This is a genomic window from Bacillus paralicheniformis, from assembly GCF_002993925.1.
Classification (GTDB): domain Bacteria; phylum Bacillota; class Bacilli; order Bacillales; family Bacillaceae; genus Bacillus; species Bacillus paralicheniformis.
Genome location: NZ_CP023665.1, coordinates 2,732,868 through 2,758,433, shown reverse-complemented (window position 1 = coordinate 2,758,433; position 25,566 = coordinate 2,732,868). Strand labels below are relative to the sequence as shown.

Genomic DNA, 25,566 nt, shown 5'->3' with positions numbered 1-25,566 from the left:
TATATGCTGCTCATTCTATAAGACATCTTGCTGTCCCGGCTTATCCCGGTATGAATCAATAACTTTGAATGAACTGAACAATTTAGATATGATCTGGCTAAAGGCGCTTAAAAAAATGGGATGATAGAAAGTTGGTTTTTAAAGATGAACATCAACAACATACACGATTTTAATTTAAACCAAGAAAATGACTTCTTAACGATACAAACAAAACTAAAAAAACATATCAATCTAGTAAACTCCATCAGTAAAGACGCTCTGCAAACCTGTGCGGGGGTTGATTTAGCTTATTGGGAGGAAGATGGTGAAGCGTTTGGTGTCTGCAGTATCATCGTGCTGGATTTTCATACGAAGCGTGTCATTGAAAAAGTACATAGTGCAGGAAAAATCGCTGTGCCTTATATCGCGGGGTTTCTTGCTTTTAGGGAGCTGCCGCTTATTATTAAGGCGGCTAAGAAGCTGACGATTGAACCGGATGTTTTTTTATTTGACGGGAATGGCTATCTCCATTTTAACCATATGGGGATTGCGACACATGCGGCGTTTTTTCTCGAAAAGCCAACGATCGGCATTGCGAAAACTTACTTGAAAATAAAACAAACTGATTTTGTGATGCCTGATAATAATTTCGGTGCTTATACTGATATTGTAATTGATGGCGAAGTCTACGGACGTGCGGTGCGGACAAGGCAAGATGTCAAACCGATATTTCTATCATGCGGACATTTGATTGATTTAGACAGCAGTTATGACATCGCAATGAGCTTGGTCAATCGAGAAAGCAGGCTGCCGATTCCGGTTCGGCTCGCGGATCTTGAGACTCATGCTTTACGTGCGTACTACAGAGAAAATCAAAAATTGATCGAGTAAAATGTTGATTTGCTGTTCCAGCTTGGAAACTAAAGCGATTTTTTATATGATAGTAAAGGAAAAATGAATCTAGAAAAGTTGTGATAATTGTGAATGAATTGAAGTTATCGAAAAGGCTGCAGACTGTGGCGAAATACATAACAAAAGGGGCGGTTGTGGCTGATATCGGGTCTGATCATGCGTATTTGCCTTGCTTTTGTGTTCTGAATCGACTGGCAAGTGCCGCGATCGCCGGAGAAATCACAGATGGTCCTTTTCTTTCTGCGAAGCAGCAGGTTGAGAAATTGCAATTAAGTCCGCTCATATCCGTAAGGAAAGGCGACGGGCTTGAAGTGATTGAAAAGGGCGAAGCTGATGTGATCACGATTGCCGGAATGGGAGGCTCGCTCATTGCTCACATTCTAAAAGCGGGCAAGGATAAGCTCTCAGGTAAGGAACGTTTGGTTTTACAGCCGAATATCCACGCTCACCATATTAGAGAATGGCTCTATCAGGAAGGCTATGCACTGATCAATGAAGAAATCCTTGAGGAAGACGGCAAGTACTATGAGGTTCTCGTCGCGGAAGCGGGCGATCGGGATGCGGCTTACGATGGGATTTCCTTTGCGGCAGGCATGCTTGTCGGCCCATTTTTGGCCAAACAAAAAAATGCTGTTTTTATCAAAAAATGGTCGCAAGAACTGAAACATACGGAAAACATCTATCAACAAATTGAAGCGGCTCTTCCGAGTGCAGAAAATCAACAAAAATTGCTTGAACTGTCAAAACGGATAGAGGTCTTAAAGGAGGTACTTAGAAGATGACAAAAACGATAAACGGGCATGAAATCATCCAATTGTTTGAACAATTTTCACCAAAGTCATACGCCGTTGAAGGCGATAAAATCGGCCTGCAAATCGGCACGCTGAACAAAACGGTGTCCAATGTCATGGTCACGCTAGATGTTCTCGAAGAAACGGTTGATGAAGCGATTGCAAAGAACGTTGACTTAATCATTGCGCACCATCCGCCTGTTTTCAGGCCGCTGAAACATGTCATCACAGACCAGCCTGGCGGAAGGCTGATCGAAAAGTGCATCAAGCATGATATCGCCGTTTATGCGGCTCATACAAATCTCGATGTTGCTGACGGCGGTGTCAACGACATGCTTGCGGAAGCGCTGGAATTAAAGAACACAAAAGTGCTCGTTCCAACCTACGAAGAGCCGCTGAAAAAACTCGCCGTCTATGTCCCGAAAGATTATGAAGAACAGGTGCGCGCAGCGCTTGGAGACGCCGGAGCCGGTCATATCGGCGCCTACAGCCACTGTGCGTTTTCTTCAGAAGGAGTCGGCAGCTTCAAGCCGCTGTCTGAAGCCGATCCTTTTATCGGCGAGCGGGGCGAGCTTGAACGGGTCGAAGAGGTAAGAATTGAGACCGTTTATCCGTCAGGTATTGAAAAATCCGTGATCAAAGCGATGAATGAGGCTCATCCGTATGAAGAAGTGGCCTTTGATATTTATCCCGTCGAGCAGAGTCCGCTTCGAAAAGGGCTGGGCCGTATCGGTGAATTGAATGAAGAGATGACACTCGAAGCATTTGCCCGTTATGTGAAAGAAAAGCTGGAGGCAAACGGAGCGCGGATGGTGGGCAAGTCTGATGCGAAAGTGAAGAAGGTCGCTGTATTAGGCGGCGACGGCAATAAATACATCCATCATGCAAAACGTATGGGCGCCGATGTATATGTAACAGGAGATCTTTATTTCCATACGGCGCACGATGCCATGATGATCGGGCTGAATGTGGTCGACCCTGGACATTATGCCGAACAAATCATGAAAAACGGAGTTGCGAAAAAGCTGACGGCGATGTGCCGAAAGAAAAAATACAATGTCGCCGTCTTTCCATCAGATACAAATACGAACCCGTTTACATTTTTATAAAAACAAAACCTGAAGCGATGGATGCTTCAGGTTTTTGCTTTTACTTTAGGCAAGATTTTTTGAAGAGGTACTTCGTGACTGATCTTCCATGTGGAAGGATCTTCACGATCGAATTGTTCTAAAAAGCGGATGACTTCTTTTGTAATCGGAGTCGGGGTCGATGCGCCGGCCGTTACAGCGACGGTTTCCACGCCGTCGAGCCATTCCAGCTTTAATTCGCTTAAATCGCCGATCCGGTATGCTTTCGTGCCTGCGATTTCCTCGGAGACCTGGGCGAGGCGATTCGAGTTATTGCTTTTCGGATCGCCGACAACGATTGTCAAGTCGGCTTTTTTCGCCTGTTCGGACACCGCTTCCTGACGCACCTGGGTGGCCAGACAAATCTCCTGGTGGAATTCAACATCCGGATATTTTTCTTTTACTTTTTCCATAATATCATGGACATCCCATTGGGACATCGTCGTTTGGTTCGTGACAATCAGTTTCTCCGCTTCAATGTCCAGCCTTTCCACGTCTTCTTCGGTTTCGACAAGATGAACGATATCCGGGGCGACACCGACCGCTCCTTCAGGCTCCGGGTGTCCTTTTTTTCCAATGTAGATGACGTGATAGCCTTCCGCTTTCATTTTTCGGATTAAATCGTGTGTTTTTGTCACATCAGGGCAGGTGGCGTCAATCGCGACAAGACCTTTATCCTCAGCTATTTTACGGACTTCGGGCGAAACGCCGTGAGCGGTGAAGATCACCGTTCCTTTGTCGACCTGATTCAAAATCTCAAGCCGGTTCGGACCGTCAAGCGTATAAATGCCCTCTTTTTCAAATGCGTCGGTGACATGTTTATTGTGAACGATCATTCCTAAAATATATATAGGTCTCGGCAGACTTTTATCGAGAGCCGCGTTTTTTGCGATGACCATGGCGTCGACGACACCGTAGCAATAGCCGCGCGGCGATATTTTAATTACGTTCATTCTTAGTCCTCCTATAAAGAAGTAAGAGCCGGGCATGATAAAAAGCCGTAAAAAACGGCTTATTTTTGCAGTCTCTATAGACCTCATTATATCTGATCCCGCAGGAGATATCAAAGAATGTTATACATACAGTTTAGGTTTTGATCCTCCGGTTTTTCTTTTTGCAGACGGAGGGGCTGAACGGCTCCGTTTTTTTCTGATTTCTTCGGCTTTGGATTTTTCGGGTGTTTTGGAAGACACTTTTATTTCTTCTTTCTTTTCGCCGCTCGTTTCGGTCTTGTTGTCCGGTTCGTCTTTTTGTTGTTCGCTGTCCTCCGCTTCAGTATCATCGGAATTCAGCTGTCTGAACATTTTCACCATGCCGGGGAGATTGCGGACGAGAGGTCCGTATTGCTGAATCATCGGCGTTACTTGCTGGGCTACACCGAGCGCTTTTTGAACATTGCCGAGCATGTTTGAAATGGTAGCCGGATTGGCAAGACCCTGAATGCCTCCAAGGCCGCTTCCGGTTCCGCCGAGGCCTGCTCCTGTTCCCCCGGACGCGGCAGATCCAGGAAGGATTTTCGAGAGCAAACCCTGAATCCCGCCGCCTCCTCGCGCCCCTGCTTGCTCCTGGGCGGCGCCCATCGGCTGAAACATTTGCTGCAGGCCGCGCTGCTGCGCTTGAGGGGGCTGCATTCTCATCCCCGGATGTCTCGGCATCAAGGCTCTGCCGGGCCTTTGCGGCATCTGCGGTCCTGGCTGATTTCTCATCGGCTGTTGCTGAAACATACTTGTACCTCCTTTCAAAATCCTTCTCTTGATAGGGTATGCACCAACGGTGGCAAAGTGCCTTTGCCGCCGGCCCGAATAGGGCGGGGGTGATGGTTTTTTTCCGCAGGATCAGTTATAATTTAATGATGGACATGATATCAGCCTTTTTTTAAGCAGTGCGGCATAAAAAAGGATACATAAGCGCACAATTCAGCCATATAGGATAAAGCTTGGAGCGCCGGAATAAAGGCTTTCCAAGAAGGAGTTGGGAAAATGAAACAAACGAAATTTGAAATGTACGATTTAAAGCCGTTTATTATAGAGGCTGTTCACGACTTGGGATTTTATGAGCCGACTGATATTCAGAAGCGGTTAATTCCTGCGGCGCTGAAAGGGGAGAGCGCGATCGGACAGTCGCAGACAGGTACGGGAAAAACGCATGCCTATCTGCTCCCGCTCTTAAGCAGGATCGATTTTGAAAAAGAGTTCGTTCAAGTCGTGATTACGGCTCCGACAAGGGAGCTCGCCAACCAGATTCATCAGGAAGTCCTGAAAATCACCAAGTTTTTAGGGCCTGATGAAGCGGTTCGTTCGAAATGTTTCATCGGCGGTACCGATAAACAAAAATCGATTGACAAATTAAGAACACAGCCCCATCTGGTGGTTGGTACGCCGGGGCGGATTGCAGATCTGATCAGGGAGCAGGCGCTCGATGTTCATAAAGCCGGTTCGCTCGTTATCGACGAGGCGGACTTAATGCTTGATATGGGATTTTTGGAAGATGTCGATTTTATCGGGTCGCATATGCCTGAAGGCTTGCAGATGCTCGTATTTTCCGCAACGATTCCAGAAAAATTAAAGCCTTTCCTGAAAAAGTATATGGCCAATCCGAGGTATGCGCATGTTGAGCCGAAGCACATCACGGCCGAAAAAATCGAACACGTGCTGATACCTTCCAGACACAGGGATAAAAATGAGCTGCTGCTCGAGGTTATGACCCATTTAAATCCGTATTTGGCGATTGTTTTTGCCAATACAAAAACAACGGCTGACGAAATCGCCGCATACCTGACGGACAAAGGGATGAAAGTCGGACTTCTTCACGGAGGGCTTACGCCGCGGGAACGAAAAAAAGTGATGAAGCAAATCGGCGATCTGGAATTCACCTATATCATAGCCACTGATTTGGCTGCAAGGGGAATCGATATTAAAGGCATCAGCCATGTCATTAACTATGAACTGCCAGACGATCTTGATTTTTACGTTCACCGCGTCGGCCGTACAGCGCGCGCCGGAACATCCGGAACAGCGATGACGTTTTATGATACATCTGACGAAGATGCACTTGTGAAGCTTGAACAGATGGGAATCGTGTTTGAAAACATGAGGCTTGAAAAAGGCGAGTGGAAAAAGGTCGATGACCGCAAGCGCCGTCAGAATCGAAAAAGAACGCCTGATGAAACGGATGAGGCCGCTAAGCGGCTTGTGAAAAAACCGAGAAAAGTCAAGCCAGGATATAAGAAGAAAATGCAGACGGAAATCAATAAAATAAAAAGACAGCAAAAAAGAAAGCAATTTAGAAAAGGAAAGTAGGGGAAACAGTTTTGTTGAAAATCGGTTCACACGTCTCAATGAGCGGAAAACATATGCTGCTTGCGGCCAGTCAGGAGGCAAGCTCCTACGGCGCCAATACATTTATGATCTATACGGGAGCGCCGCAAAACACGCGCAGGAAAAAAATCGAGGATTTAAATATTGAAGCAGGAAGAGCCCATATGGAGGAGAACGGCATCTCTGATATCGTCGTTCATGCCCCGTATATTATCAATATCGGCAATACAACAAATCCGGCCACATTTGAGCTCGGTGTCGAGTTCCTGCGTTCTGAAATTGAAAGGACGTCGGCGATCGGCGCCAGACAAATCGTTCTTCACCCGGGAGCTCATGTAGGTGCAGGCGCAGAAGCGGGCATTCAAAAAATCATCGAAGGATTGAACGAGGTCATCGACCCGAATCAGAATGTGCAGATCGCTTTGGAAACGATGGCCGGCAAAGGTTCAGAATGCGGACGGACGTTTGAGGAGCTGGCACAGATCATCGACGGCGTTACACACAACGAACATTTATCCGTCTGCTTCGATACATGCCATACCCATGACGCGGGTTACGATGTCGTATCCGACTTTGACGGTGTCTTAAACGAATTCGATAAGATCGTCGGAATCGACCGTTTAAAAGTGCTTCATATTAATGACAGCAAGAATGTCAGAGGCGCGAGAAAGGACCGGCACGAAAACATCGGATTCGGAGAAATCGGTTTTGATGCGCTTCAATACATCGTCCACCACGATCAGCTGAAAGATATTCCGAAAATCCTTGAAACGCCTTATGTAGGAGAAGATAAAAAGAACAAAAAGCCGCCATACCGGTTTGAAATTGAAATGCTTAAAAATAAACAGTTTGATGAAGGGCTGCTGGAAAAAATCAAGCAGCAATAAAAAAAGGGGGGCGTATCAGCTCCCCTTTTTTTATGATACGTATTGAGAAAATAGCTGGTTCAAGAGCTGCACCGCTTCTTTTGAAGTGACCGCTTCCACCTGCTTGAGCAGTTTATTGCGTTCTTCCTCATTAAAAATATTGATGTTTTTTCCTTTCACAAGCTTTTCCACTTCAAGCGCCTGTTTTCTTGTTACATGAATTCCGTATTGTTTAGCGTACTTCAGCACCTCGTCAGCCGTGACCTGATTTAAACGCTGCAGCACGATTTTTTGAAATAAAATCACGTCCATTCCTCCCCTCTGAACTAATGTATGGCGTAAAATTAAAAATGTGTCATTTTTTTATTTCAGTCTGTTAAATGATATGATGATAAGGGACAGTTTGGCCAGTTTGGAAAAAGGAGAGACAGAATGGCAAATACCATAAAACAGCATAAAAAAGAATCAGCGGTCAAAGTGGCGTTTCGGATCGTCATGATTCTCGTCGGGGCTGCCTGTGCAGCCGCCAGCATCGAATTATTTTTAGTGCCGAACAACATCATTGACGGGGGCATTATCGGCATTTCACTAATATTGGACTACATTTTTAAAGATACTCCGTATATCAACTTCGCACTGCTCGTCGTCGTTCTTAACATTCCGTTTATGTTTTCAGGCTACAAGCACATCGGAAAAACGTTCTTAATTTCAACCCTGATCGGAATCATCAGCTTATCAATTATTGAAACCTTGTTGCATCATGTAGAAGGGGTTACGACTCAGCCCGTTCTGGCAGCCGTATTCGGCGGTCTTCTGCTCGGATTCGGCGTAGGGCTTGTTATTCGTAACGGCGGTTCTATGGATGGAACTGAGATACTCGGCATTTTGCTTACGAAAAAGCTGCCATTTTCAGTCGGCGAATTTGTCATGTTCGTCAATGTCTTTATTTTTACGTGGGCAAGCTTTGTATTCGGCCTTGAGCAGGCTATGTTTTCGGTTATGACGTACTATATTGCGATGAAGACGATCGACGCCGTTATTCAAGGGCTTGATGAGACGAAAGCGGTCATCATCGTTTCAGATCAATACGAGGAGATTTCCGATGCGCTGCTGCATCGCCTCGGCCGGGGAACGACAAAGCTCAAAGGGAAAGGCGGCTATTCCGATGAGGATACAGAGGTGATTTATGCCGTTGTGACCAGGCTTGAAGTGACAAAGCTGAAATCGATTGTTTTCAATATTGATCACAATGCTTTTATAACGATTATGGACACGCACGAAACGCGTGGAGGAAAGTTCAAAAATGCCATCCATTAGGCTTTCATTTACTTTTTTTTAGTTTATATGTATAATTTAAAGATGAACTGGTCAATCGTGAAAATGGCTTGCTGCTTTTCGGCTGCCATTTTCTTTTTGTGCGATAAATCGTAATGATTCTGGAGAAGTTGAAGGTGAACGTATTGAAACAACCTATTATTGAAATGAAGCATGTATCATATTCCTATGATCATCGAAATGTGATAGAAGATATCAATTTAAACATTGAAGAAGGGACTTTTCTCGGCTTGGTCGGTCCAAACGGATCGGGAAAGACGACATTGCTGAAATGCATTCTGGGGCTGATTAAGCCGCAGACAGGCGAACTTAATTTGTTCGGCGTCCCTCTCAGAAAATTTAAGGACTGGAGCAAAATCGGCTTTGTATCCCAAAAAGCAAACAGCTTTAACACCGGTTTTCCCGCTTCCGTATATGAAGTGGTGGCAAGCGGTTTAACAGCGAAGCTCGGCTTATTCAGACGCATGTCCAAAGCCGATAAGCAAAAGGTGGATGAAGCGATCGAAGCCGTCGGCATCACGTCCCTGAAAGACAGGAACATCGGCGAGCTTTCGGGGGGACAGCAGCAAAGAACTTTCATCGCGAGAGCGCTTGTGAGCGAACCGAAGCTGCTCATTCTTGACGAGCCGACGGTTGGAGTCGATCAAAAAACAGTTGAAGGGTTTTACAAGCTGCTGGAGAAGTTGAATCGTGAAAAAGGCATTACACTCATTCTTGTCACCCATGATGTCGGCACGGTTTCCGATAAAGTCACACACGTTGCCTGCATGAATAAACATCTTCATTTTCACGGCAATACAGAAGAGTTTGAGTCCATGACAGATCAAGACTTGTCTCAATTTTACGGGCATGATGTTCAAGCCATCAGCCACAATCACCATCATCATGGAGGACACGAATAATGCTGACACCTTTTTTTCATTATGAGTTTTTGCAAAACGCTTTTATTTCAGGAATATTAATCGGCCTCATCGCGCCCTTGCTCGGTGTATTCATCGTTGTCAGGCGCCTGTCGCTGATCGCAGATGCGCTCAGCCACGTCTCTTTAGCCGGCATAGCAGCGAGCCTGTATGCAGGCAAACAGTTTGCAGTACTCGCCGGCGTCAGCCCGATCTATTTCGGAATGGCGTTTTCCGTTGCCGGATCTTTGATTATCGAGAGGCTGAGAACGGTTTATAAACATTATCAGGAGCTGGCGATCCCGATTATCATGTCGGGGGGAATCGGGATTTCCGTTATTTTTATTTCGCTTGCGGACGGATTTAATACGGATCTGTTCAGCTATCTATTCGGCAGCGTCAGCGCTGTTTCGCGGGAAGACATGCTGGTGATCGTCGGAATTTCCGCGGCCGTTTTGATTGTGGTGTTTTCCCTTTTTAAAGAGCTGTTTCTTCTGTCGTTTGATGAAGAGCATGCTAAAGCTTCGGGGATTTCCGCAAAGTGGATTCATTTTATATTTATTTTGATCGTTGCGCTTGTTATTGCCGCCTCAATGAGAATCGTCGGTACGCTTCTCGTTTCAGCGCTGATGACGCTCCCTGTCGCTGCGAGCATGCGCATTGCCAAGGGGTTTAAGCAGGCGATCTTCTTATCGATTCTATTCGGTGAACTTTCCGTCATCGTCGGCCTGGTGCTTGCTTATCATCTCGATCTTGCGCCGGGGGGAACGATCGTGATGCTGTCGATCTTTATCCTGATACTGTGCATCAGTTATAATAAAATCAAAAGGAGGATTCGCCGTGAACGTACAGGAAGCGCTTGATTTACTGAAGGAAAAAGGATATAAATATACAAGCAAACGGGAGGATATGCTTCAGCTGTTTAGTGATTCTGATAAATATTTAACGGCGAAAAACGTCCTTTCCGCTTTAAACGATGATTATCCGGGGTTAAGCTTTGATACGATCTACAGGAATTTGTCGCTGTTTGAAGAACTCGGCATTTTGGAAACGACTGAGCTTTCCGGTGAAAAGCTGTTTCGCTTTAAATGTTCTTCTGCTCATCACCACCATCATTTTATTTGCATGATGTGCGGCAAAACGAAGGAAATCGAGCTATGCCCGATGGAAAAGCTGACAGACGATCTTGACGGCTACCAGATCAGCGGCCACAAGTTTGAAATTTACGGAACGTGCCCGCGATGCGAAGAAAAAAGCGCAGAAGCGCAGTAAAGAAAAGCGGCATATGGCGTTAAAAAGCCATATGCCTTTTTAACGCAAAAAGCATGTAAGAGACTTTATCTTACATGCTTTTTGCGCCTTTAATCGTTTTCTCGTTCTTTTTCAGCCATTGGGCGGCTTCAAGCCAGCTGTCGACTCTGACGATGTTTGAATCGATCGGAAGCTGATTATACGGCGTATTAAACAACAGAACCGGAATGCCTGCTTCTTTTGCAATCATGGTTGCATTCCCGTGGTGGTCCTCAAAGAAAACATCGATCTTATGCCTGAAGACGGCTTCCAGTTTATCGTGACCGCCGACAAGTTCTATATGGTCATAATGAATGTCGCGTTTCTCGAACCAATCAAAGGTGATATCCTCCAGATGGTGTCTTCTTGCCGTAATGTATATCAGCTTATGCTGCTTTTTCAGCTCATCCAGCGTCTGTTTGGCATATTGAGCCAGCAATGCTTCCTGATAGATGCGGGGCTCGTTTTCGTTCATCCATTTCCAAAAATCTTCCTGGGATATATTCAGCAGCTTTGTTAAGTCATATTCCTTAATATCTTCCAATGTAATGGAGAGGCTGAACGACTCGTTCAAATAGGGAACAAAAGTATCCTGGGCAGTGATCGTTCCATCAATATCGATTCCTAAATGTAACATGTCCACACTCCTTATCATCCATTCCTCCAGTGTATCATAATCTTTTAACATTTACAGTAAAGTTTAGCAAACATGAATCGGGCTAAAATGCTTAAACTATAAATGCTCCTTTATGGATTAAAGAGGGGGATATCGAATGGAAAGAGATCAAAATGTTCGCGGTCGTAACCGGGCCGGTTATGATGCTGACCTAGTCGATGCGACTTTAGATAATGATGACTTTTTAGAAGAAACAGCAGCAGAAGTTGCCCCGACTTATCGTACGGATAACAGGGACAACGGTGACGCGCGTAACGATGCCGATGCTGCCGGCGGACGCGTAACCGGGTATATCGCGCTTGCGCTTTCGATTATTTCCTTGTTTATGCTTCCAGTGCTGTTAGGAATTGCAGGGATCATTGTCGGTTATATAGCCAGAAGACAAGGAGCAGCTGGCTTAGGAGCATGGGCAATGGGTATCGGTGCAGTTTCCTTGGTGCTTGGCATATTCATCACCCCGTTTTTCTAACGGAAAAAGCTTGACGGATATCCGTCAAGCTTTTTTATTTTGTGTTTAATTTTTCTTTTTCGGCCGCTTGTTTGGCATAATGCTCTTCGGCGAGCTTGTCGATTTCTTTTTTCAATTCCTCGACCATCGTTTCCTCAGGCACTTTCCGGACGATTTCGCCTTTGCGGAACAGAAGGCCTTCGCCGCGTGCGCCGGCAATCCCGATATCGGCTTCACGCGCTTCTCCGGGACCGTTGACGGCACAGCCGAGAACGGCAACTTTAATCGGCGCCTTGATTTTAGCGATGTAATCTTCGACTTCATTGGCGATGCTGATCAAATCGATTTCGATCCGGCCGCAAGTCGGGCAGGAAATCAATGTCGCTGCATTGGAAGCGAGCCCGAAAGATTTCAGGAGCTCCCTGGCGACTTTTACTTCTTCGACCGGGTCCGCGCTTAAAGAAATCCGCAATGTATTGCCGATTCCTTTTGAAAGGATCGCGCCGAGACCGGCGGCGCTTTTCACCGTACCGGCAAACAGCGTACCCGATTCGGTGATGCCTAAATGAAGCGGATAATCGAATGCTTTTGCCGCTTTTTCGTACGCTTCAATCGCCAGATTGACATCAGACGCCTTCATGCTGACGATGATATCGTGGAAATCGAGATCTTCAAGAATTTTAATGTGGTGCAGTGCACTTTCGACCATGCCGTCTGCTGTCGGATAGCCGTATTTCTCAAGGATTCGTTTTTCCAGAGAGCCTGCATTGACACCGATCCGGATTGGAATGCCCTTTTCCTTCGCTGCATTGACCACCGCTTCAACCTTTTCGCGGCGGCCGATGTTTCCCGGATTGATGCGGATTTTATCGGCTCCGCCTTCGATCGCTTTTAAAGCCAATTTATAGTTGAAATGAATATCCACGACAAGAGGGATGGATATCCGCTTTTTGATCTCAGGAATCGCGTCTGCAGCACGTTCATCAGGACAGGCGACACGGACGATTTGACATCCCGCTTCCGCGAGTCTGTTGATTTCGGCGACGGTTGCTTCAACGTCATGTGTTTTTGTTGTTGTCATGCTTTGAATGACGACTTCGTTATTGCCGCCTATTGTTAAAGGTCCCACTTTAACGGGACGCGTTTTTGTACGATGTGTGATTTCACTCACTTGAATTCGCTCCTTAAGTATAATTCGGAGGCGGTTGCTCCTTTTCTTATACCAAATCGTTTACAAGTCTTATTGTAACAGCCCGTTCATGAAACTGACAAGAAATTAACGCTTATTCAGGATAAACGGGAAACTTGTAGGTGATGCCTGCTTGAATGCGGCTCGCCTTCACATTCGGATTCAGCGCTTCAAAATCTTCGGCTATTTTGTCGGCCGGAACGGCGCTGTTCCCGATGATTGAAAATACGGTCTGTCCGGGTTTGACGGTAACGGTCTTATATTGCAGGCTTGCAGCCGGAGCTTCTGCTGCCATGGTTGAAGCCGGCAAGGCGTTTTGAGGGATGGTGCCTGATTTCAAGTCATAATAAACAATGAACAGGGCGAGCAAAATCGAAAACAGCACAATCACACGTTTCATCTGATTTGTCCCCATTTCGTGCATTTTTTATTATGTTACGCTTGTCCCTCTTTCAACATGACAATAAATTTGCTCCTGCCCGTTTTACCTTGCTGCTTTAGAAGACGGCGTCTCTTTAATGGCGAGAAACAGGATGATAAAGTTCACAAACCAGTTCAGGAGGAACTGACTTGGAACCACCGCCTCCAGCGCGTCCATAATTGCAAAAAACACGGTCGCGAGCGTGATCGAATAAGCAGACATTACCCAAAGGTGCTTATAGGAGAGCATTTTCTTCTGTCCATTGCGAATGATCAGCCCGATGACGGCAAGAACCGAGACATCAATGAATTTTCCGGCTGCCGTCGCCAAAAACAGCAGAACGCATAAGACGGGAACAATCACCGATTTATTTTGATCAACTAAAGAAAGGATATCGTTCTTGGACATGTCTTCGGGAAGCATGGTGTACGGCATTTCCTGAACTTGGCCGTCAATGGCGATGACGAACTTATCTTTCAGAATGCCGACGGAATTCCGTTTGTCTTCGATCTGTTTTGTTTTATAAGAGCCGCTCGGATCAAAAACGATGACAAATCCGAATGACTGTGATTCAATCGCTTTCTTTGCATCTGTTTGCAGTGAGCCGTCTTTTATGGAGAAAGCGGGGAATTCTTTTACAGCTGACTGAAAGCTGTTCATTGTATTCACCACTCCGCTGCTGATATGGTAAAGGTTCGGGAGAGCGGCGATGATGCTGAGCAAAAATACGTATAAAATCGTTTTCCCTATGCCTTGGAAACGCATTTTGCCAATCGCGTGAGGGGAATATGTACTTTTAAAGAATCGCTGAAATAAATTCATTCGTTTTTCACTTCCTATTTCTATAATGTATCTGCATTATTGTATCGTCACAAAAGGACGAATACAAGAAAACTTATCGATCAACAGGGGTTCTGGAAGTTTCCTTTTGGAAAAATGGGTATAATATGAAGCATCACAATCGATTGGAGGAGATTCGGATGGATGTTTTATATTGGATCATCATTGCGGCGATGTTCGTCATTGCGTTCATCGGCCTTGTTTATCCCATCATTCCGAGCGTCGTTTTCATCGTAGCCGGCTTTGTACTATACGGTTTTTTATTTACATTCGGGCATTACTCCTACCTGTTTTGGATCATTGAAGGCATTTTTACAGCCGTATTGTTTGCTGCTGACTATATTGCAAATCTCCTCGGTATTAAGCGCTTCGGCGGCAGCAGGGCGGCGATATGGGGCAGCACAATCGGCCTTTTGATCGGACCTTTTGTGATACCTGTGGCGGGCATTATTTTGGGGCCCTTTTTCGGGGCCTTGGCGGGTGAGATGATTGTCCATCAGAAGGATTTGAAAACAGCGGCCAGAATCGGGATCGGTTCATTGATCGGATTTATTTCAGGCGTTTTTGCGAAAAGTGTGATTCAGCTGATAATGATCGGCTACTTTTTATATACTGTGCTCTAAAATTTTCCCGTCCATGTTTAAAAAGAAGGGGAAAAGGATAAAGTTTAGTGAGCGCTTGAAATGCAACTGTGATCATTTTGTGAGCATTTCCATTGAAACAAGCCTTTTCTTTTGATACATTGAAAGAGGAAAGGCTTGCTAAAGGCGGCATTTCAATACATACAAATTAAGGAGGAATTGATATGGCTTACAAACTTCCAGAATTACCTTATGCTTACGATGCGTTAGAACCTCACATCGACAAAGAGACGATGAATATTCACCATACGAAGCACCATAACACATATGTTACAAAATTGAACGAAGCGGTGGCAGGCAAACAGGATCTTGAAAGCAAATCTGTTGAAGAGCTTGTTGCAAACCTTGATGCTGTACCGGAAAACATCCGCACAGCTGTCCGCAACAATGGCGGTGGACATGCCAACCACTCATTGTTCTGGAAACTTCTTTCTCCAAACGGAGGAGGCGCTCCGACTGGTGAATTGGCAGAAGCGATCAACAGCAAATTCGGCAGCTTCGATCAATTCAAAGAAGACTTTGCCGCTGCAGCAGCTGGCCGTTTCGGCTCCGGCTGGGCATGGCTTGTTGTCAATAACGGAGAGCTTGAAATCACAAGCACGCCAAACCAAGATTCTCCTCTTTCAGAAGGCAAGACCCCTGTCTTAGGTCTTGACGTATGGGAGCACGCATACTACCTGAATTACCAAAACCGCCGTCCAGATTACATTAAAGCATTCTGGAACGTCGTGAACTGGGATGAAGTTGCACGCCTTTACAGCGAAGCAAAATAATCCAGTTTGAGAAAAGAGGCCCGCGAAAAGCGGGCCTTTCAGATTGTTGATAAAATCCCAAAACGACTTTTTGTTTTGGGATTTTATCATCCCTTTTCAGCGTGATTGAAAACCCTTGCAGTCTAGGAAGGCCGAGCATCGGAGCGGAGCGAATGTTGAAGGACCGGCAAAAAGCCGGTCTGTTTGTTTTTCGTTTCTTTTGCTCTGAAGTACATAACTGACTTTTGATGAGACAGACTAATGATGATCAGTAAAGGGGAGTCAGTTATGAGCAGAATCAAAAACATAATAGGCGATGTTGAAGTAAACAGGGACCTCCTGCTGCTGCTTGCAGTCGGCGGCCTTTATTCTCTTAGCATTGCCCTTTCCAATACGTTTGTGAATGTATATCTGTGGAAGCAGTCCGGACAGTTTGTCGATTTGGCCATTTACAATTTGTCGATCGTCGTGATGCAGCCTATCATCTTTATGTTTGCAGGCCGCCTTGCTAAAAAAATCGACAGGGTGTTTATACTCAGGTTTGGCGTTTCGTTTTTGGCTGTATTTTATTTAACTGTGCTGTTGGCGGGGGAGAATGCGGGATCACGGCTTGTGCTGCTCGGCAGTGTGCTCGGAATTGGCTACGGATTTTATTGGCTTGCGTTTAATGTCCTGACATTTGAAATCACTGAGCCGGACACGAGAGATTTTTTTAACGGGTTTCTCGGCATTTTAAATTCCGGCGCGGGAATGATCGGTCCGATTGTCGCCGGCTATGTTATTTCACGGCTTGCTGACAACACGGGGTACACGGTGATTTTCAGCCTGTCTTTGGCTTTATTTTCAGTGGCTGTCATCACGAGCTTTTTTTTAAAGAGGCGTGAATCGCGCGGCCGCTACATTTTGAAGAAAATCTGGGCGGAACGAAATTCAGACCCGAATTGGCGCAGCATTACAAATGCTCATTTTTTTCAGGGGCTGAGAGAAGGGATTTTCGTTTTTTTAATCAATGTCTTTGTCTTTATTACGACAAAGAGCGAGTTGGCATTGGGGAAGTTCGGCTTGATTAATTCAGCTGTTTCTTTTTTTGCATACTATTTCGCAACGCGGCTTATTAAAAAAGGAGCGCGCAAAAAGGCGATTTTAATGGGCGGTCTCATCCTGTTCGGCGCTCTATTTCTGATTTTGTTTCATATGACGTATGTGACGCTGCTGCTGTATGCTGTAGCGATTGCGATCGGCTATCCGATTTTGCTCGTACCGTATTCATCGCTCACATATGATGTGATCGGTAAAGCAAGGTATGCCCGGAAAGCGCGGATCGAATATATTGTCGTCAGAGAGGTTTTTTTAAACATCGGACGGATTGTCTCGATCTTGGTCTTTTTGCTGCTCGTGTCGCTGCTGAAAGAGGACCTGGGCATTCCGGTTTCCCTCGTTTTGCTGGGGGCAGGCCACACGCTGATCTACTATTTCGTCAAAGATATCCGTCTGACAGAGCCCGCCCGCGAAACGGTCGGAAAAGATGCGCATAAACAAACAGCTGAACCCAATTATTTAGAAGGAAAAAGGTAAGCCGTAAGGGAAAATAGTAGAAAAATGCCGAAAAAAACTTTACAATAGATTTGGCACCTTTTCATAAGGTGTCTTTTCTTTATTTCAAAAAGGTGATGCTAATGATGAACAAAAAAATGAAAACTGAAAAACGTAAATCGCTCCCCATTAGATTGAACATATTGTTCCTGCTCGCTTTTATTATTTTCACCATCGTCGTCGTGCGCCTCGGCATGGTGCAGATCGTCTTTGGCGAAGACTATACGAACGAAGTGCAGAAGCAGGAAGAAGTCGATGTCTCGACAAGCGTTCCGCGGGGGAAAATATATGATCGGAACTTAAACACGATCGTGAAAAATAAACCGATGAATGCCATTACATACACAAGGACATCATCGACCTCTCAAGAGGACAGGCTCAAAATAGCAAAAAAACTTGCAGAAATGATCGAAATCGATACAGATAAAATAACGGAGCGCGATAAAAAGGACTACTGGATTTTAACGAGGCCGAAAAAAGCCGAGAAGCTCATCACCGATCAGGACCGGAAAAAAGTTAAGGACGGCAAGCTGAAAGAAGACGATTTATACCAGCTGCAGCTTGACAGGATCACGGAAGATAAACTGAAAGAACTGACAGATCAAGATTTGAAAGTCTTGGCAATCAAGCGCCAGATGGATTCAGGGTACGCGCTGACTCCGCAGTATATTAAAAACAAAGACGTATCGGCAAAAGAAATGGCGGTTGTCAGCGAACACCTGGACGAGCTTCCGGGAGTCGATGTGACGTCAGATTGGAAGCGGGATTATCCTTATAACGGTCTGCTCAGAACGATGATCGGCAGCATATCTGATTCAAATGAAGGGCTTCCGAAAAGTCTGCTTGATCATTATTTGTCGCTCGGCTACAACCGGAATGACCGGGTCGGAAAAAGCTACCTCGAAGCCGAATATGAAAATGTGCTTCAGGGACAGAAAGAGAAAGTAAAAAATATTACCGACAAATCAGGGGACATCGTCGATACGGAAGTCATTTCCGAGGGGAAAAGCGGAAAAGATTTAGTCTTGACGATCGATGTTGATATGCAAAAAGCGATTGAAAAAATTATTGAGGATGAACTGAAGTCCGCCAAAGCCCAGCATAGCGCTCCGCTTCTCGACCGCGCATTCGTCGTCATGATGGACCCGCGAAACGGGGAAGTGTTATCGATTGCCGGCAAGCAGCTTAAAAACGAAAGCGGCAAATTAAAGGTTGACGACTATGCCCTCGGCGCGATGACGTCTTCTTATGCGATGGGCTCGGCTGTCAAAGGGGCCACTGTTTTAACAGGTCTGCAGACGGGAGCCATTAATTTAAATACGACTTTTCTTGATGAACCGCTTTGGATCGGTGACTCGCCGAATCCGAAAAAGTCATGGAGAGTGGGCTTGGGAACACTGGGTATCCAGGGAGCGCTTGAACAATCTTCAAACGTGTTCATGTTTAAAACAGCGATCGCCCTTGGTAAAGGTCAATATAAGGCGCACCAGCCTCTCAATCTTCAAACAAAAGCATTTGACACATTCAGGTATTATTTCAGCCAGTTCGGCCTCGGCGTCAAAACCGGAATCGATCTGCCAAATGAAGCAACAGGCTACAAAGGATCTCAAAGACTGCCTGGTTTCTTGCTTGACTATTCCATCGGACAGTATGACACATACACACCGCTGCAGCTGGCTCAGTACGTATCAACGATTGCCAATGGCGGGTACCGCATGAAGCCGCAGCTCGTGAAAGAGATCAGGGAGCCTGATTCGAAAAAAGGAATCGGGGCCGTTACACAGTCCGTGCAGCCTGAAGTATTGAACAAATTAGACATGAGCGATCAATACATTAAAGAAGTCCAAAACGGATTCAGGCGCGTAATGACAAAAGGTACGGCAGCGGGCCAGTTTGCTTCTGCTTCATATAAACCAGCAGGAAAAACAGGAACGGCCCAGTCTTTCTATGACGGACCGGACAAATCGAAAACGGGAACACCGACATACAATACAACGCTTGTTGCCTACGCTCCTTACGATAATCCTGAAGTCGCAATTTCCGTCGTCGTTCCTTGGGTTTATAATGACTATGGCCAAAGATATTCAATTACAAACGAACTCGGCCGGAAAGTGCTTGATAAGTATTTTGAACTGAAATCAAAACAATCGAAAGAAAATACCGCCGAAAAAAATAAAGACAAAATCGAAAAAGAAGCTACAGAATAGGACTTTTTCATTAAAACACCTGCATTGAACCATGCAGGTGTTTTTTTGTGCGCCCGTTCCTTTCACCCGCATTCTATACAAAGTTCAAGTTTATTTTACAAAACCTTAATAATTCATTTAAACAAGATTAACACTGAAAAGTTACGCTATACCCGTAGGACAAATTACACATTTACGCGGGAGGATTAAGAAGTGAAACCATTTAAAAAAATCACACTGATGTTCATCATGTCCGTTTTAGTTGTCTTCGCAGCAGCTTGCGGAAGCAGCAGTACAAACAACAATGCAGACGAAGGCAAACAAAGCGATAAAGCAGAGAATAAGGCTTCAGGTTCTTTGACGATTTCGGGTTCTTCGGCGATGCAGCCTCTTGTTTTAGCAGCGGCTGAAAAATTCATGGATGAAAATCCTGATGCCGATATTCAAGTTCAGGCTGGAGGATCTGGCACAGGTCTTTCCCAAGTGGCTGAAGGCACAGTCCAAATCGGCAACTCCGATGTCTTTGCCGAAGAAAAAGAAGGCATTCCTGCCAAAGAACTTACCGATCATCAAGTTGCGGTTGTCGGAATGGCAGCTGCGGTCAATCCTGAAGTAGGCATCGATGACATTTCGTTAGAGGATCTCAAAAAGGTATTCACAGGTAAAATCAAGAACTGGAAGGAACTAGGCGGGAAAGATCAAAAGATTACGCTTGTCAACCGTCCTGATTCTTCAGGAACCCGCGCGACTTTTGTTAAATATGCACTTGACGGAGAAACTCCGGCTGAAGGAATCACGGAAGATTCTTCAAACACAGTGAAAAAGTTAATCGCTGAAACGCCTGGAGCAATCGGATATCTTGCGTTTTCTTATATCAAGGATGACACTGTCACTCCGCTTTCAATCGACGGCGTTAAGCCGACAGCCGAAAATGTACAAAAAGGCAAATTCCCGATCTGGGCATACCAGCATTCTTATACGAAAGGCGAGCCTGAAGGCTTGGCGAAAGAATTCCTCGACTATTTGATGAACGATGACATTCAAAAATCCATCGTGACGGAGCAGGGCTACATTCCAGTAACAGACATGGAAGTCAAGCGCGATGCGAATGGAAAGCAAACTGATAAATAATTGACAATAGAAGGCGGGAAAGTGTGCTCCTGACACTTTCCCTCTTATGACTTGTTCTTATAGGAGTGTAAAAAAATGGTTCAAAAAATAGAGAAACTGTCCGCAAAAGAGCGGCTGATCAGCTCCAAGCATAATCGCAAAATGGATGAAATCCGCGGGAGGATTTTGGTTGCGTCGTGCGCGTTTATCATGATGGCGGCGGCGATTTCGATCACAATTTTTCTCGGAAATAAGGGGTTGCAATCTTTTCTGGCCAATGGTGTAAGTCCAATTGAGTTCTTAACCAGTCTAGATTGGAATCCAACGAACGAAAACCCTGAATACGGAGCCCTTCCGTTTATACTCGGATCTTTTGCAGTGACCCTTCTTGCATCTTTGATTGCTGCACCGCTTGGAATAGGAGGTGCGATTTTCATGACGGAAATCGCGCCATCATGGGGCAGAAAAGTACTGCAGCCGGTTGTCGAATTGCTTGTTGGTATTCCTTCCGTCGTTTATGGATTCATAGGCCTTACAGTGTTAGTGCCGTTCATTTCACAGTTTAAGTCAAGCGGATCGGGCCACAGCCTTCTGGCGGGAACGATCGTCCTGGCTGTCATGATTTTGCCGACGGTCACTTCTATTTCAACGGATGCGCTCATGTCTCTGCCGAAAAATCTGCGCGAAGGATCATACGCATTGGGCGCAACCCGCTGGCAGACAATCCGAAAAGTGCTGATACCGGCAGCGCTGCCTTCGCTTCTGACAGCCGTCGTCTTAGGAATGGCGAGGGCGTTTGGCGAAGCGCTGGCCGTGCAGATGGTCATCGGAAATTCCCGAAACCTGTTTGAGAGCCTTTTAGACCCTGCGGGGACATTAACAACGATTATAACGTTGAATATGGGCCATACAACATACGGAAGCGTGGAAAACAATACGCTCTGGTCAATGGGCCTTGTCCTTCTGATCATGTCGTTCTTGTTCATCCTGCTCATCCGCTATCTGTCATCCAGGAGGAAACTGTAATGAACAGCAAAGTAACAGATCGTTTAGCAACCGGTGTTTTTGGATTGATTGCTGCGGTAATCGCCGCCATTCTTGTCGGTTTGTTCACTTATATCATCATCAATGGTGTTTCACATATCAGTCTCAGCTTTTTAACTTCGCGTTCCAGTGCGCTTTCAAGCGGCGGCGGAATCCGCGATCAGCTGTTCAACTCGTTTTATATTCTCGCACTGACGATGCTGATCACGGTTCCCCTTGGAGTCGGCGGAGGAATTTATATGGCTGAATATGCGCCCGCCAACAAATTGACCGATTTTATCCGTGTCTGTATTGAAGTTCTGTCATCCCTTCCTTCGATCGTCATGGGGATGTTCGGCATGCTGATGTTTGTTAATTTGACCGGATGGGGGTACAGCATTATCGGCGGAGCGCTTGCTTTGACGATTTTCAACCTTCCCGTCATGGTCAGGGTGACAGAGGATGCGATCCGCTCTGTACCTAAGGAACAAAAAGAAGCTTCCCTTGCTTTAGGTGTGTCCAAGTGGCATACGATTAAAACGGTCTTGATCCCTGGTGCGGTGCCGTCCATCATCACAGGGGCGATTCTTGCGTCGGGCCGCGTATTTGGCGAAGCTGCCGCTTTGCTGTTTACAGCCGGACTAACCACGCCGAGACTGAATTTCGCCGATTGGAATCCGTTTTCTGAGACCTCGCCGCTCAATATTTTCAGACCGGCTGAAACGCTGGCCGTTCACATTTGGAATGTAAACACACAGGGGATCATCCCTGATGCTGAAGCGATCGCAAACGGGGCATCCGCCGTTCTTGTACTGTCCGTCTTGATCTTTAATTTGGCAGCCCGATGGCTCGGCTCTTTTATTCATAAAAAGTTAACGGCAAACAAATAAGAAGGAAGGATGAAATCATATGGTTCAGGTTCAGATGCCGGTTTTGGAAACCGTGCGCGACACTATCGGAATCGCTCCGTTTCCCGAAGCGAAAGAACATATTTTAGAAGTGAAAAATTTAAATATTTACTATGGAGAAAAGCGGGCCGTCAACGACATTTCCATGCATGTTGACAAACATGCCGTTACGGCTTTGATCGGCCCGTCAGGCTGCGGAAAATCAACTTTTTTAAGAAGCATCAACCGGATGAACGATCTGATTCCATCAGCCAGAACATCCGGAGAAATACGATATGAAGGACTTAACATCCTTGATTCCAATATCAATGTCGTCAATCTGAGAAGGGAAATCGGAATGGTATTTCAGAAGCCGAATCCCTTTCCAAAATCGATTTACAGCAACATTACCCATGCTTTAAAGTATGCGGGTGAACGGCGTAAATCTGTGCTTGATGAGATCGTGGAAGAAAGCTTGAGGAAAGCCGCGCTGTGGGATGAAGTGAAAGACAGGCTGCATGAGTCGGCTTTTTCGCTGTCAGGCGGGCAGCAGCAGCGCCTCTGCATCGCCCGGACGCTCGCGATGAAGCCTGAAGTCCTGCTTTTGGATGAGCCTGCTTCAGCGCTCGATCCGATTTCAAATGCGAAAATAGAGGAATTAATCGTCGGTTTAAAAGAAGAATACTCGATCATCATTGTCACGCATAACATGCAGCAAGCTTCAAGAATTTCCGATCAAACGGCATTTTTCCTTAACGGAGATTTGATCGAATACGATCGTACGGAAAAGATCTTTATGAATCCTTCAGAAAAAAAGACAGAGGATTACATCAACGGCAGGTTTGGATAAGGAGGGGCCGGTATGAGCGCTGTAACAGCCGTAAAGCCAAAAGATGTGTACCAGATCAATGATTTGAATTTATGGTACGGCGAACATCACGCATTAAAGAACATTAACTTGACAATACCCGAGTACGAAATTACCGCCATCATCGGTCCGTCAGGCTGCGGAAAGTCGACCTTCATTAAAACGCTGAATCTCATGATCAATATGGTTCCGAATGTCAAAATGACCGGAGAGATCAGCTACAACGGAACGAACGTACTCAACAGCAAAGTCGATCTTGTTGAGCTGCGGAAGAAAGTCGGTATGGTGTTTCAAAAAGGAAATCCGTTTCCCCAGTCGATTTTTGATAATGTCGCATACGGACCAAGGATCCATGGACTGAAAAACAAAAAGGAATTGAATGAGAGGGTGGAAAAAGCGCTTGTGGATGTGGCGCTGTGGGATGAAGTGAAAGACCGCCTTCATTCCCAGGCGCTCGGACTTTCCGGGGGGCAGCAGCAGCGCCTCTGCATCGCAAGGGCGCTGGCCACCAATCCGGACGTTCTCTTGATGGATGAACCGACATCAGCTCTTGATCCAGTTTCGACTTTGAAAATTGAAGAGCTGATGCTCAAGCTGAAAGAGAAATACACGATTGCAATCGTCACGCACAATATGCAGCAGGCATCGAGAATTTCCGATCAAACGGCATTTTTCCTCATGGGCGAGCTGATTGAGTGCAACGATACGGTCAAAATGTTTTCAAGTCCTGACGACTATCGGACAAAAGATTATATTACAGGCCGGTTCGGATGAGAAAGAGGCTGCCGCTTTAAAGCGGCAGCCTTTTTTGCACCGGAGCGGAGGCAATAAAAAAGCAGGCTGGTACGAAGGGGACCGGTCCCATAAGATGAGACAAATAAAAAACACCTTCAAAGTTGAACGGATAGTTGTTATCCGAAATAAGACGTGGAGGTGTTTTTTCTATGGGGACAAGAGTGAATTATCCGGTTGAAGTCAAACGGAAGGCTTTAGAAATGAGATTGGTAGGCGTACCTAAGAAAGAGATCATGCAGAAATCGAATATCAAGAATAAGGCGCGGGTTCAGGCATGGGGCAGGTGGTATAAGGCTGCGGATAAACACTGATTCGAACAGCCTGTTGGAAAACAATATACTTATCGAAAGGATCCCGAGTATTCTTCTGAATGCAGGCAGAAAGTCGTTAGCTGAAACAACAAAATGAAGTTTTAAAAAAGGGGGTAGTCCCAGAGGCATTCTTTTCGATTTTCACGAAACAATTCAACCTTAAATTTACCTTAATAAATAAAATCCCATATTGACCAAACATTGTAAAAGGTGATATGTTTTTAATAGAATTAACAAAAAATACTTTTGTTTATATAAGGAGCATTTATGGATAATAAACAAAACTTTATTACTCTCGTACATCATTTCATATTTTCTCCAAAGGACTTTCTTTCTATCAAGTATTCTAGCGATAAGAATTATCGTCATTCTTGGTTTGTCTTCCTAGCTGTATTGTTTCTGTTCTTAGGCTTTTATTTAGCTATCTTCCCAACACTCTCTACCTTGATTAATAATTCATTTCAAGACAATGGAATTGATTATACAACTGATATGAATACACTCATTATGATCATTACATTAGTATTAGGTATTATTCAATTTACCTCGATGGTTCTTGTAAGCTTTTTTATTATACATATTATTGGGATATTAATTGGCGGGACCGCTACAGCCAAAGAATTTTTCCCTAGTTTTATTTATTCAATCATACCTATAGGCATCAAATTTACAATACTCATTATTTTTTCTTTCTTTTTAGGTAGTGATTTCGCCTTTTCAGTTATTTACCCAAATTCTCAACAGCCGCTAGATATTATCTTGAATATTATTATCGACCCTTTCTTTTGGTGGTCTACTATTCTAGGGTGTATTGCCTTAAAAGTAATACATCAAATTTCTTATAAAAAAACCATCATAATCATTAGCATTACAATGTCTTTAGGTATTATTTCTCTTTTTTCAACAAGTTTATTTTTATAAACTGAAAGGAGGTGAGATTTCAAGATGAAAAATAGCAATCTTTTTAAAATTGCAAGTATTACAGGTGTAGTTTCTCTCTTTGCCATTGCTACTTTCCTTATGGGCTCTTCAGAAGGTATTGCAGGTTTAGCTTCTATTGACTTTAGTTCAGGTCATCAGTTCGCTTTAGACCTTGCAACAAACCTAGGAATTAGTAAAAAAACAGCCTATGTAGCAATCGGTGTTATTATGACAACAGGCGATGTATTAACAATTCTCAGCCTATTGGCTGTTGTTTTGGGCGGAACTGGTCTAATTACAGCTGCAATGGTAGCTACAGCGAAAAAGCTAGCTAAAAAATACGGCAAGAAATATGCTGCTGAATGGTAAGATGCTCAAAAGGAAGAGAT

At 45.1% G+C, this 25,566-nt stretch carries 28 protein-coding genes and 1 pseudogene; 22 read left to right on the top strand and 7 right to left on the bottom strand.

Annotated elements, in window-relative coordinates; translation table 11 throughout:
* Nucleotides 1–144: 144 nt before the first annotated feature.
* The 3 genes from CP943_RS14025 (at nucleotide 145) to CP943_RS14015 (ending at nucleotide 2,791) form a co-directional block, all read left to right on the top strand.
* Complete coding sequence (locus CP943_RS14025) at nucleotides 145–870, top strand: endonuclease V (RefSeq protein ID WP_023855230.1); 726 nt, start codon at nucleotides 145–147, stop codon at nucleotides 868–870.
* 155 nt (nucleotides 871–1,025) lie between these two features.
* Nucleotides 1,026–1,673, top strand: coding sequence for a tRNA (adenine(22)-N(1))-methyltransferase (locus tag CP943_RS14020; RefSeq protein WP_031304752.1), 648 nt, complete (start codon nucleotides 1,026–1,028; stop codon nucleotides 1,671–1,673).
* Nucleotides 1,670–2,791, top strand: coding sequence for a Nif3-like dinuclear metal center hexameric protein (locus CP943_RS14015; protein WP_048350290.1), 1,122 nt, complete (start codon nucleotides 1,670–1,672; stop codon nucleotides 2,789–2,791). Before CP943_RS14020 ends, CP943_RS14015 begins: the two co-directional genes overlap by 4 nt.
* 26 nt (nucleotides 2,792–2,817) lie before the next feature.
* Here CP943_RS14015 and CP943_RS14010 read toward each other — a convergent pair whose 3' ends face one another.
* Complete coding sequence (locus CP943_RS14010; protein ID WP_023855228.1) at nucleotides 2,818–3,762, bottom strand: 4-hydroxy-3-methylbut-2-enyl diphosphate reductase; 945 nt, start codon at nucleotides 3,760–3,762, stop codon at nucleotides 2,818–2,820.
* Nucleotides 3,763–3,882: 120 nt separating this feature from the next.
* Nucleotides 3,883–4,533 (bottom strand): VrrA/YqfQ family protein, encoded by a 651-nt coding sequence (vrrA, locus tag CP943_RS14005; RefSeq protein WP_026579290.1) that lies wholly within the window; start codon nucleotides 4,531–4,533, stop codon nucleotides 3,883–3,885.
* A 255-nt stretch (nucleotides 4,534–4,788) separates the two neighbouring features.
* On the opposite strand from vrrA, the gene CP943_RS14000 reads away from it, so the two are divergent.
* Entirely contained in the window at nucleotides 4,789–6,108 is a 1,320-nt protein-coding gene (locus CP943_RS14000) for a DEAD/DEAH box helicase (protein WP_079289183.1), read from the top strand.
* An 11-nt stretch (nucleotides 6,109–6,119) separates the two neighbouring features.
* Nucleotides 6,120–7,013: a deoxyribonuclease IV gene (locus CP943_RS13995; protein WP_020452220.1), complete on the top strand. Its 894-nt coding sequence runs from the start codon at nucleotides 6,120–6,122 to the stop codon at nucleotides 7,011–7,013.
* Nucleotides 7,014–7,043: 30 nt separating this feature from the next.
* Here CP943_RS13995 and CP943_RS13990 read toward each other — a convergent pair whose 3' ends face one another.
* On the bottom strand, nucleotides 7,044–7,298 hold the full coding sequence (locus CP943_RS13990; protein WP_023855226.1) for a DUF2624 domain-containing protein: 255 nt from the start codon (nucleotides 7,296–7,298) through the stop codon (nucleotides 7,044–7,046).
* Between the two features lie 126 nt (nucleotides 7,299–7,424).
* On the opposite strand from CP943_RS13990, the gene CP943_RS13985 reads away from it, so the two are divergent.
* From CP943_RS13985 to CP943_RS13970, 4 genes are all read left to right on the top strand, one after another.
* Complete coding sequence (locus tag CP943_RS13985; protein WP_026579292.1) at nucleotides 7,425–8,309, top strand: YitT family protein; 885 nt, start codon at nucleotides 7,425–7,427, stop codon at nucleotides 8,307–8,309.
* Nucleotides 8,310–8,452: 143 nt separating this feature from the next.
* Nucleotides 8,453–9,229, top strand: a complete 777-nt coding sequence (locus tag CP943_RS13980) for a metal ABC transporter ATP-binding protein (RefSeq protein WP_023855223.1) — start codon at nucleotides 8,453–8,455, stop codon at nucleotides 9,227–9,229.
* The gene (locus tag CP943_RS13975; RefSeq protein WP_023855222.1) at nucleotides 9,229–10,089 is read left to right on the top strand and encodes a metal ABC transporter permease; all 861 of its coding nucleotides are present in this window, start codon (nucleotides 9,229–9,231) and stop codon (nucleotides 10,087–10,089) included. Before CP943_RS13980 ends, CP943_RS13975 begins: the two co-directional genes overlap by 1 nt.
* Nucleotides 10,067–10,498 carry a zinc uptake transcriptional repressor Zur gene (locus tag CP943_RS13970; protein WP_023855221.1) on the top strand — a complete coding sequence of 144 codons (432 nt, stop codon included), beginning with the start codon at nucleotides 10,067–10,069 and terminating at the stop codon, nucleotides 10,496–10,498. The genes CP943_RS13975 and CP943_RS13970 overlap by 23 nt, the downstream gene beginning before the upstream one ends.
* A 70-nt stretch (nucleotides 10,499–10,568) precedes the next feature.
* Here CP943_RS13970 and CP943_RS13965 read toward each other — a convergent pair whose 3' ends face one another.
* Complete coding sequence (locus CP943_RS13965) at nucleotides 10,569–11,153, bottom strand: 5' nucleotidase, NT5C type (RefSeq protein ID WP_026579293.1); 585 nt, start codon at nucleotides 11,151–11,153, stop codon at nucleotides 10,569–10,571.
* 136 nt (nucleotides 11,154–11,289) lie between these two features.
* On the opposite strand from CP943_RS13965, the gene CP943_RS13960 reads away from it, so the two are divergent.
* Nucleotides 11,290–11,661 carry a hypothetical protein gene (locus CP943_RS13960; protein WP_023855219.1) on the top strand — a complete coding sequence of 124 codons (372 nt, stop codon included), beginning with the start codon at nucleotides 11,290–11,292 and terminating at the stop codon, nucleotides 11,659–11,661.
* Nucleotides 11,662–11,695: 34 nt separating this feature from the next.
* Here CP943_RS13960 and ispG read toward each other — a convergent pair whose 3' ends face one another.
* The 3 genes from ispG to CP943_RS13945 form a co-directional block, all read right to left on the bottom strand.
* A complete protein-coding gene (ispG, locus tag CP943_RS13955) occupies nucleotides 11,696–12,817 on the bottom strand; it encodes a flavodoxin-dependent (E)-4-hydroxy-3-methylbut-2-enyl-diphosphate synthase (RefSeq protein WP_095323521.1) in 1,122 nt (373 codons plus the stop codon).
* Nucleotides 12,818–12,923: 106 nt separating this feature from the next.
* Complete coding sequence (locus CP943_RS13950) at nucleotides 12,924–13,229, bottom strand: LysM peptidoglycan-binding domain-containing protein (RefSeq protein ID WP_026579294.1); 306 nt, start codon at nucleotides 13,227–13,229, stop codon at nucleotides 12,924–12,926.
* A gap of 84 nt (nucleotides 13,230–13,313) precedes the next feature.
* The gene (locus CP943_RS13945; RefSeq protein ID WP_105981083.1) at nucleotides 13,314–14,072 is read right to left on the bottom strand and encodes a DUF1189 domain-containing protein; all 759 of its coding nucleotides are present in this window, start codon (nucleotides 14,070–14,072) and stop codon (nucleotides 13,314–13,316) included.
* Nucleotides 14,073–14,230: 158 nt separating this feature from the next.
* On the opposite strand from CP943_RS13945, the gene CP943_RS13940 reads away from it, so the two are divergent.
* The 12 genes and pseudogenes from CP943_RS13940 to CP943_RS13880 all read left to right on the top strand — a co-directional run bounded on the left by CP943_RS13940 (nucleotide 14,231) and on the right by CP943_RS13880 (nucleotide 25,546).
* Nucleotides 14,231–14,713 (top strand): DUF456 domain-containing protein, encoded by a 483-nt coding sequence (locus tag CP943_RS13940; protein WP_105981082.1) that lies wholly within the window; start codon nucleotides 14,231–14,233, stop codon nucleotides 14,711–14,713.
* 182 nt (nucleotides 14,714–14,895) lie between these two features.
* Entirely contained in the window at nucleotides 14,896–15,504 is a 609-nt protein-coding gene (sodA, locus tag CP943_RS13935; protein WP_023855215.1) for a superoxide dismutase SodA, read from the top strand.
* 267 nt (nucleotides 15,505–15,771) lie between these two features.
* A complete protein-coding gene (locus CP943_RS13925; RefSeq protein ID WP_023855214.1) occupies nucleotides 15,772–17,058 on the top strand; it encodes an MFS transporter in 1,287 nt (428 codons plus the stop codon).
* Between the two features lie 101 nt (nucleotides 17,059–17,159).
* Nucleotides 17,160–19,283 (top strand): peptidoglycan D,D-transpeptidase FtsI family protein, encoded by a 2,124-nt coding sequence (locus CP943_RS13920; RefSeq protein WP_105981081.1) that lies wholly within the window; start codon nucleotides 17,160–17,162, stop codon nucleotides 19,281–19,283.
* A gap of 219 nt (nucleotides 19,284–19,502) precedes the next feature.
* A complete protein-coding gene (locus CP943_RS13915; protein ID WP_031304750.1) occupies nucleotides 19,503–20,393 on the top strand; it encodes a phosphate ABC transporter substrate-binding protein in 891 nt (296 codons plus the stop codon).
* A 75-nt stretch (nucleotides 20,394–20,468) separates the two neighbouring features.
* On the top strand, nucleotides 20,469–21,398 hold the full coding sequence (gene pstC / locus CP943_RS13910; protein WP_003183532.1) for a phosphate ABC transporter permease subunit PstC: 930 nt from the start codon (nucleotides 20,469–20,471) through the stop codon (nucleotides 21,396–21,398).
* Nucleotides 21,398–22,285, top strand: coding sequence for a phosphate ABC transporter permease PstA (pstA, locus tag CP943_RS13905; RefSeq protein ID WP_023855211.1), 888 nt, complete (start codon nucleotides 21,398–21,400; stop codon nucleotides 22,283–22,285). Before pstC ends, pstA begins: the two co-directional genes overlap by 1 nt.
* Nucleotides 22,286–22,319: 34 nt before the next feature.
* On the top strand, nucleotides 22,320–23,132 hold the full coding sequence (gene pstB / locus CP943_RS13900; RefSeq protein WP_043054596.1) for a phosphate ABC transporter ATP-binding protein PstB: 813 nt from the start codon (nucleotides 22,320–22,322) through the stop codon (nucleotides 23,130–23,132).
* A 12-nt stretch (nucleotides 23,133–23,144) separates the two neighbouring features.
* The gene (gene pstB / locus CP943_RS13895; protein WP_023855209.1) at nucleotides 23,145–23,924 is read left to right on the top strand and encodes a phosphate ABC transporter ATP-binding protein PstB; all 780 of its coding nucleotides are present in this window, start codon (nucleotides 23,145–23,147) and stop codon (nucleotides 23,922–23,924) included.
* Nucleotides 23,925–24,094: 170 nt separating this feature from the next.
* Nucleotides 24,095–24,366, top strand: a pseudogene (locus tag CP943_RS13890) (IS3 family transposase); the annotation flags it as partial.
* A 157-nt stretch (nucleotides 24,367–24,523) separates the two neighbouring features.
* Nucleotides 24,524–25,177, top strand: a complete 654-nt coding sequence (locus CP943_RS13885; protein WP_020452201.1) for a YIP1 family protein — start codon at nucleotides 24,524–24,526, stop codon at nucleotides 25,175–25,177.
* Nucleotides 25,178–25,201: 24 nt separating this feature from the next.
* A complete protein-coding gene (locus tag CP943_RS13880) occupies nucleotides 25,202–25,546 on the top strand; it encodes an uberolysin/carnocyclin family circular bacteriocin (protein ID WP_020452200.1) in 345 nt (114 codons plus the stop codon).
* Nucleotides 25,547–25,566: the final 20 nt, after the last annotated feature.

Excerpts from the sequence above, each read along its gene's own strand:
- CP943_RS13885 (WP_020452201.1), top strand. The coding sequence starts at position 24,524 with ATGGATAATAAACAAAACTTTATTACTCTCGTACATCATTTCATATTT.
- CP943_RS13880 (WP_020452200.1), top strand. The coding sequence starts at position 25,202 with ATGAAAAATAGCAATCTTTTTAAAATTGCAAGTATTACAGGTGTAGTT.
- vrrA (WP_026579290.1), bottom strand. The coding sequence starts at position 4,533 with ATGTTTCAGCAACAGCCGATGAGAAATCAGCCAGGACCGCAGATGCCG.
- CP943_RS13945 (WP_105981083.1), bottom strand. The coding sequence starts at position 14,072 with ATGAATTTATTTCAGCGATTCTTTAAAAGTACATATTCCCCTCACGCG.
- CP943_RS14010 (WP_023855228.1), bottom strand. The coding sequence starts at position 3,762 with ATGAACGTAATTAAAATATCGCCGCGCGGCTATTGCTACGGTGTCGTC.
- CP943_RS13965 (WP_026579293.1), bottom strand. The coding sequence starts at position 11,153 with ATGTTACATTTAGGAATCGATATTGATGGAACGATCACTGCCCAGGAT.
- CP943_RS13975 (WP_023855222.1), top strand. The coding sequence starts at position 9,229 with ATGCTGACACCTTTTTTTCATTATGAGTTTTTGCAAAACGCTTTTATT.
- CP943_RS14025 (WP_023855230.1), top strand. The coding sequence starts at position 145 with ATGAACATCAACAACATACACGATTTTAATTTAAACCAAGAAAATGAC.
- CP943_RS14015 (WP_048350290.1), top strand. The coding sequence starts at position 1,670 with ATGACAAAAACGATAAACGGGCATGAAATCATCCAATTGTTTGAACAA.
- pstA (WP_023855211.1), top strand. The coding sequence starts at position 21,398 with ATGAACAGCAAAGTAACAGATCGTTTAGCAACCGGTGTTTTTGGATTG.
- CP943_RS13960 (WP_023855219.1), top strand. The coding sequence starts at position 11,290 with ATGGAAAGAGATCAAAATGTTCGCGGTCGTAACCGGGCCGGTTATGAT.
- CP943_RS13950 (WP_026579294.1), bottom strand. The coding sequence starts at position 13,229 with ATGAAACGTGTGATTGTGCTGTTTTCGATTTTGCTCGCCCTGTTCATT.
- sodA (WP_023855215.1), top strand. The coding sequence starts at position 14,896 with ATGGCTTACAAACTTCCAGAATTACCTTATGCTTACGATGCGTTAGAA.
- CP943_RS13925 (WP_023855214.1), top strand. The coding sequence starts at position 15,772 with ATGAGCAGAATCAAAAACATAATAGGCGATGTTGAAGTAAACAGGGAC.
- CP943_RS13940 (WP_105981082.1), top strand. The coding sequence starts at position 14,231 with ATGGATGTTTTATATTGGATCATCATTGCGGCGATGTTCGTCATTGCG.
- pstB (WP_023855209.1), top strand. The coding sequence starts at position 23,145 with ATGAGCGCTGTAACAGCCGTAAAGCCAAAAGATGTGTACCAGATCAAT.
- pstB (WP_043054596.1), top strand. The coding sequence starts at position 22,320 with ATGCCGGTTTTGGAAACCGTGCGCGACACTATCGGAATCGCTCCGTTT.
- CP943_RS13985 (WP_026579292.1), top strand. The coding sequence starts at position 7,425 with ATGGCAAATACCATAAAACAGCATAAAAAAGAATCAGCGGTCAAAGTG.
- pstC (WP_003183532.1), top strand. The coding sequence starts at position 20,469 with ATGGTTCAAAAAATAGAGAAACTGTCCGCAAAAGAGCGGCTGATCAGC.
- CP943_RS14000 (WP_079289183.1), top strand. The coding sequence starts at position 4,789 with ATGAAACAAACGAAATTTGAAATGTACGATTTAAAGCCGTTTATTATA.
- CP943_RS13915 (WP_031304750.1), top strand. The coding sequence starts at position 19,503 with ATGTTCATCATGTCCGTTTTAGTTGTCTTCGCAGCAGCTTGCGGAAGC.
- CP943_RS13920 (WP_105981081.1), top strand. The coding sequence starts at position 17,160 with ATGATGAACAAAAAAATGAAAACTGAAAAACGTAAATCGCTCCCCATT.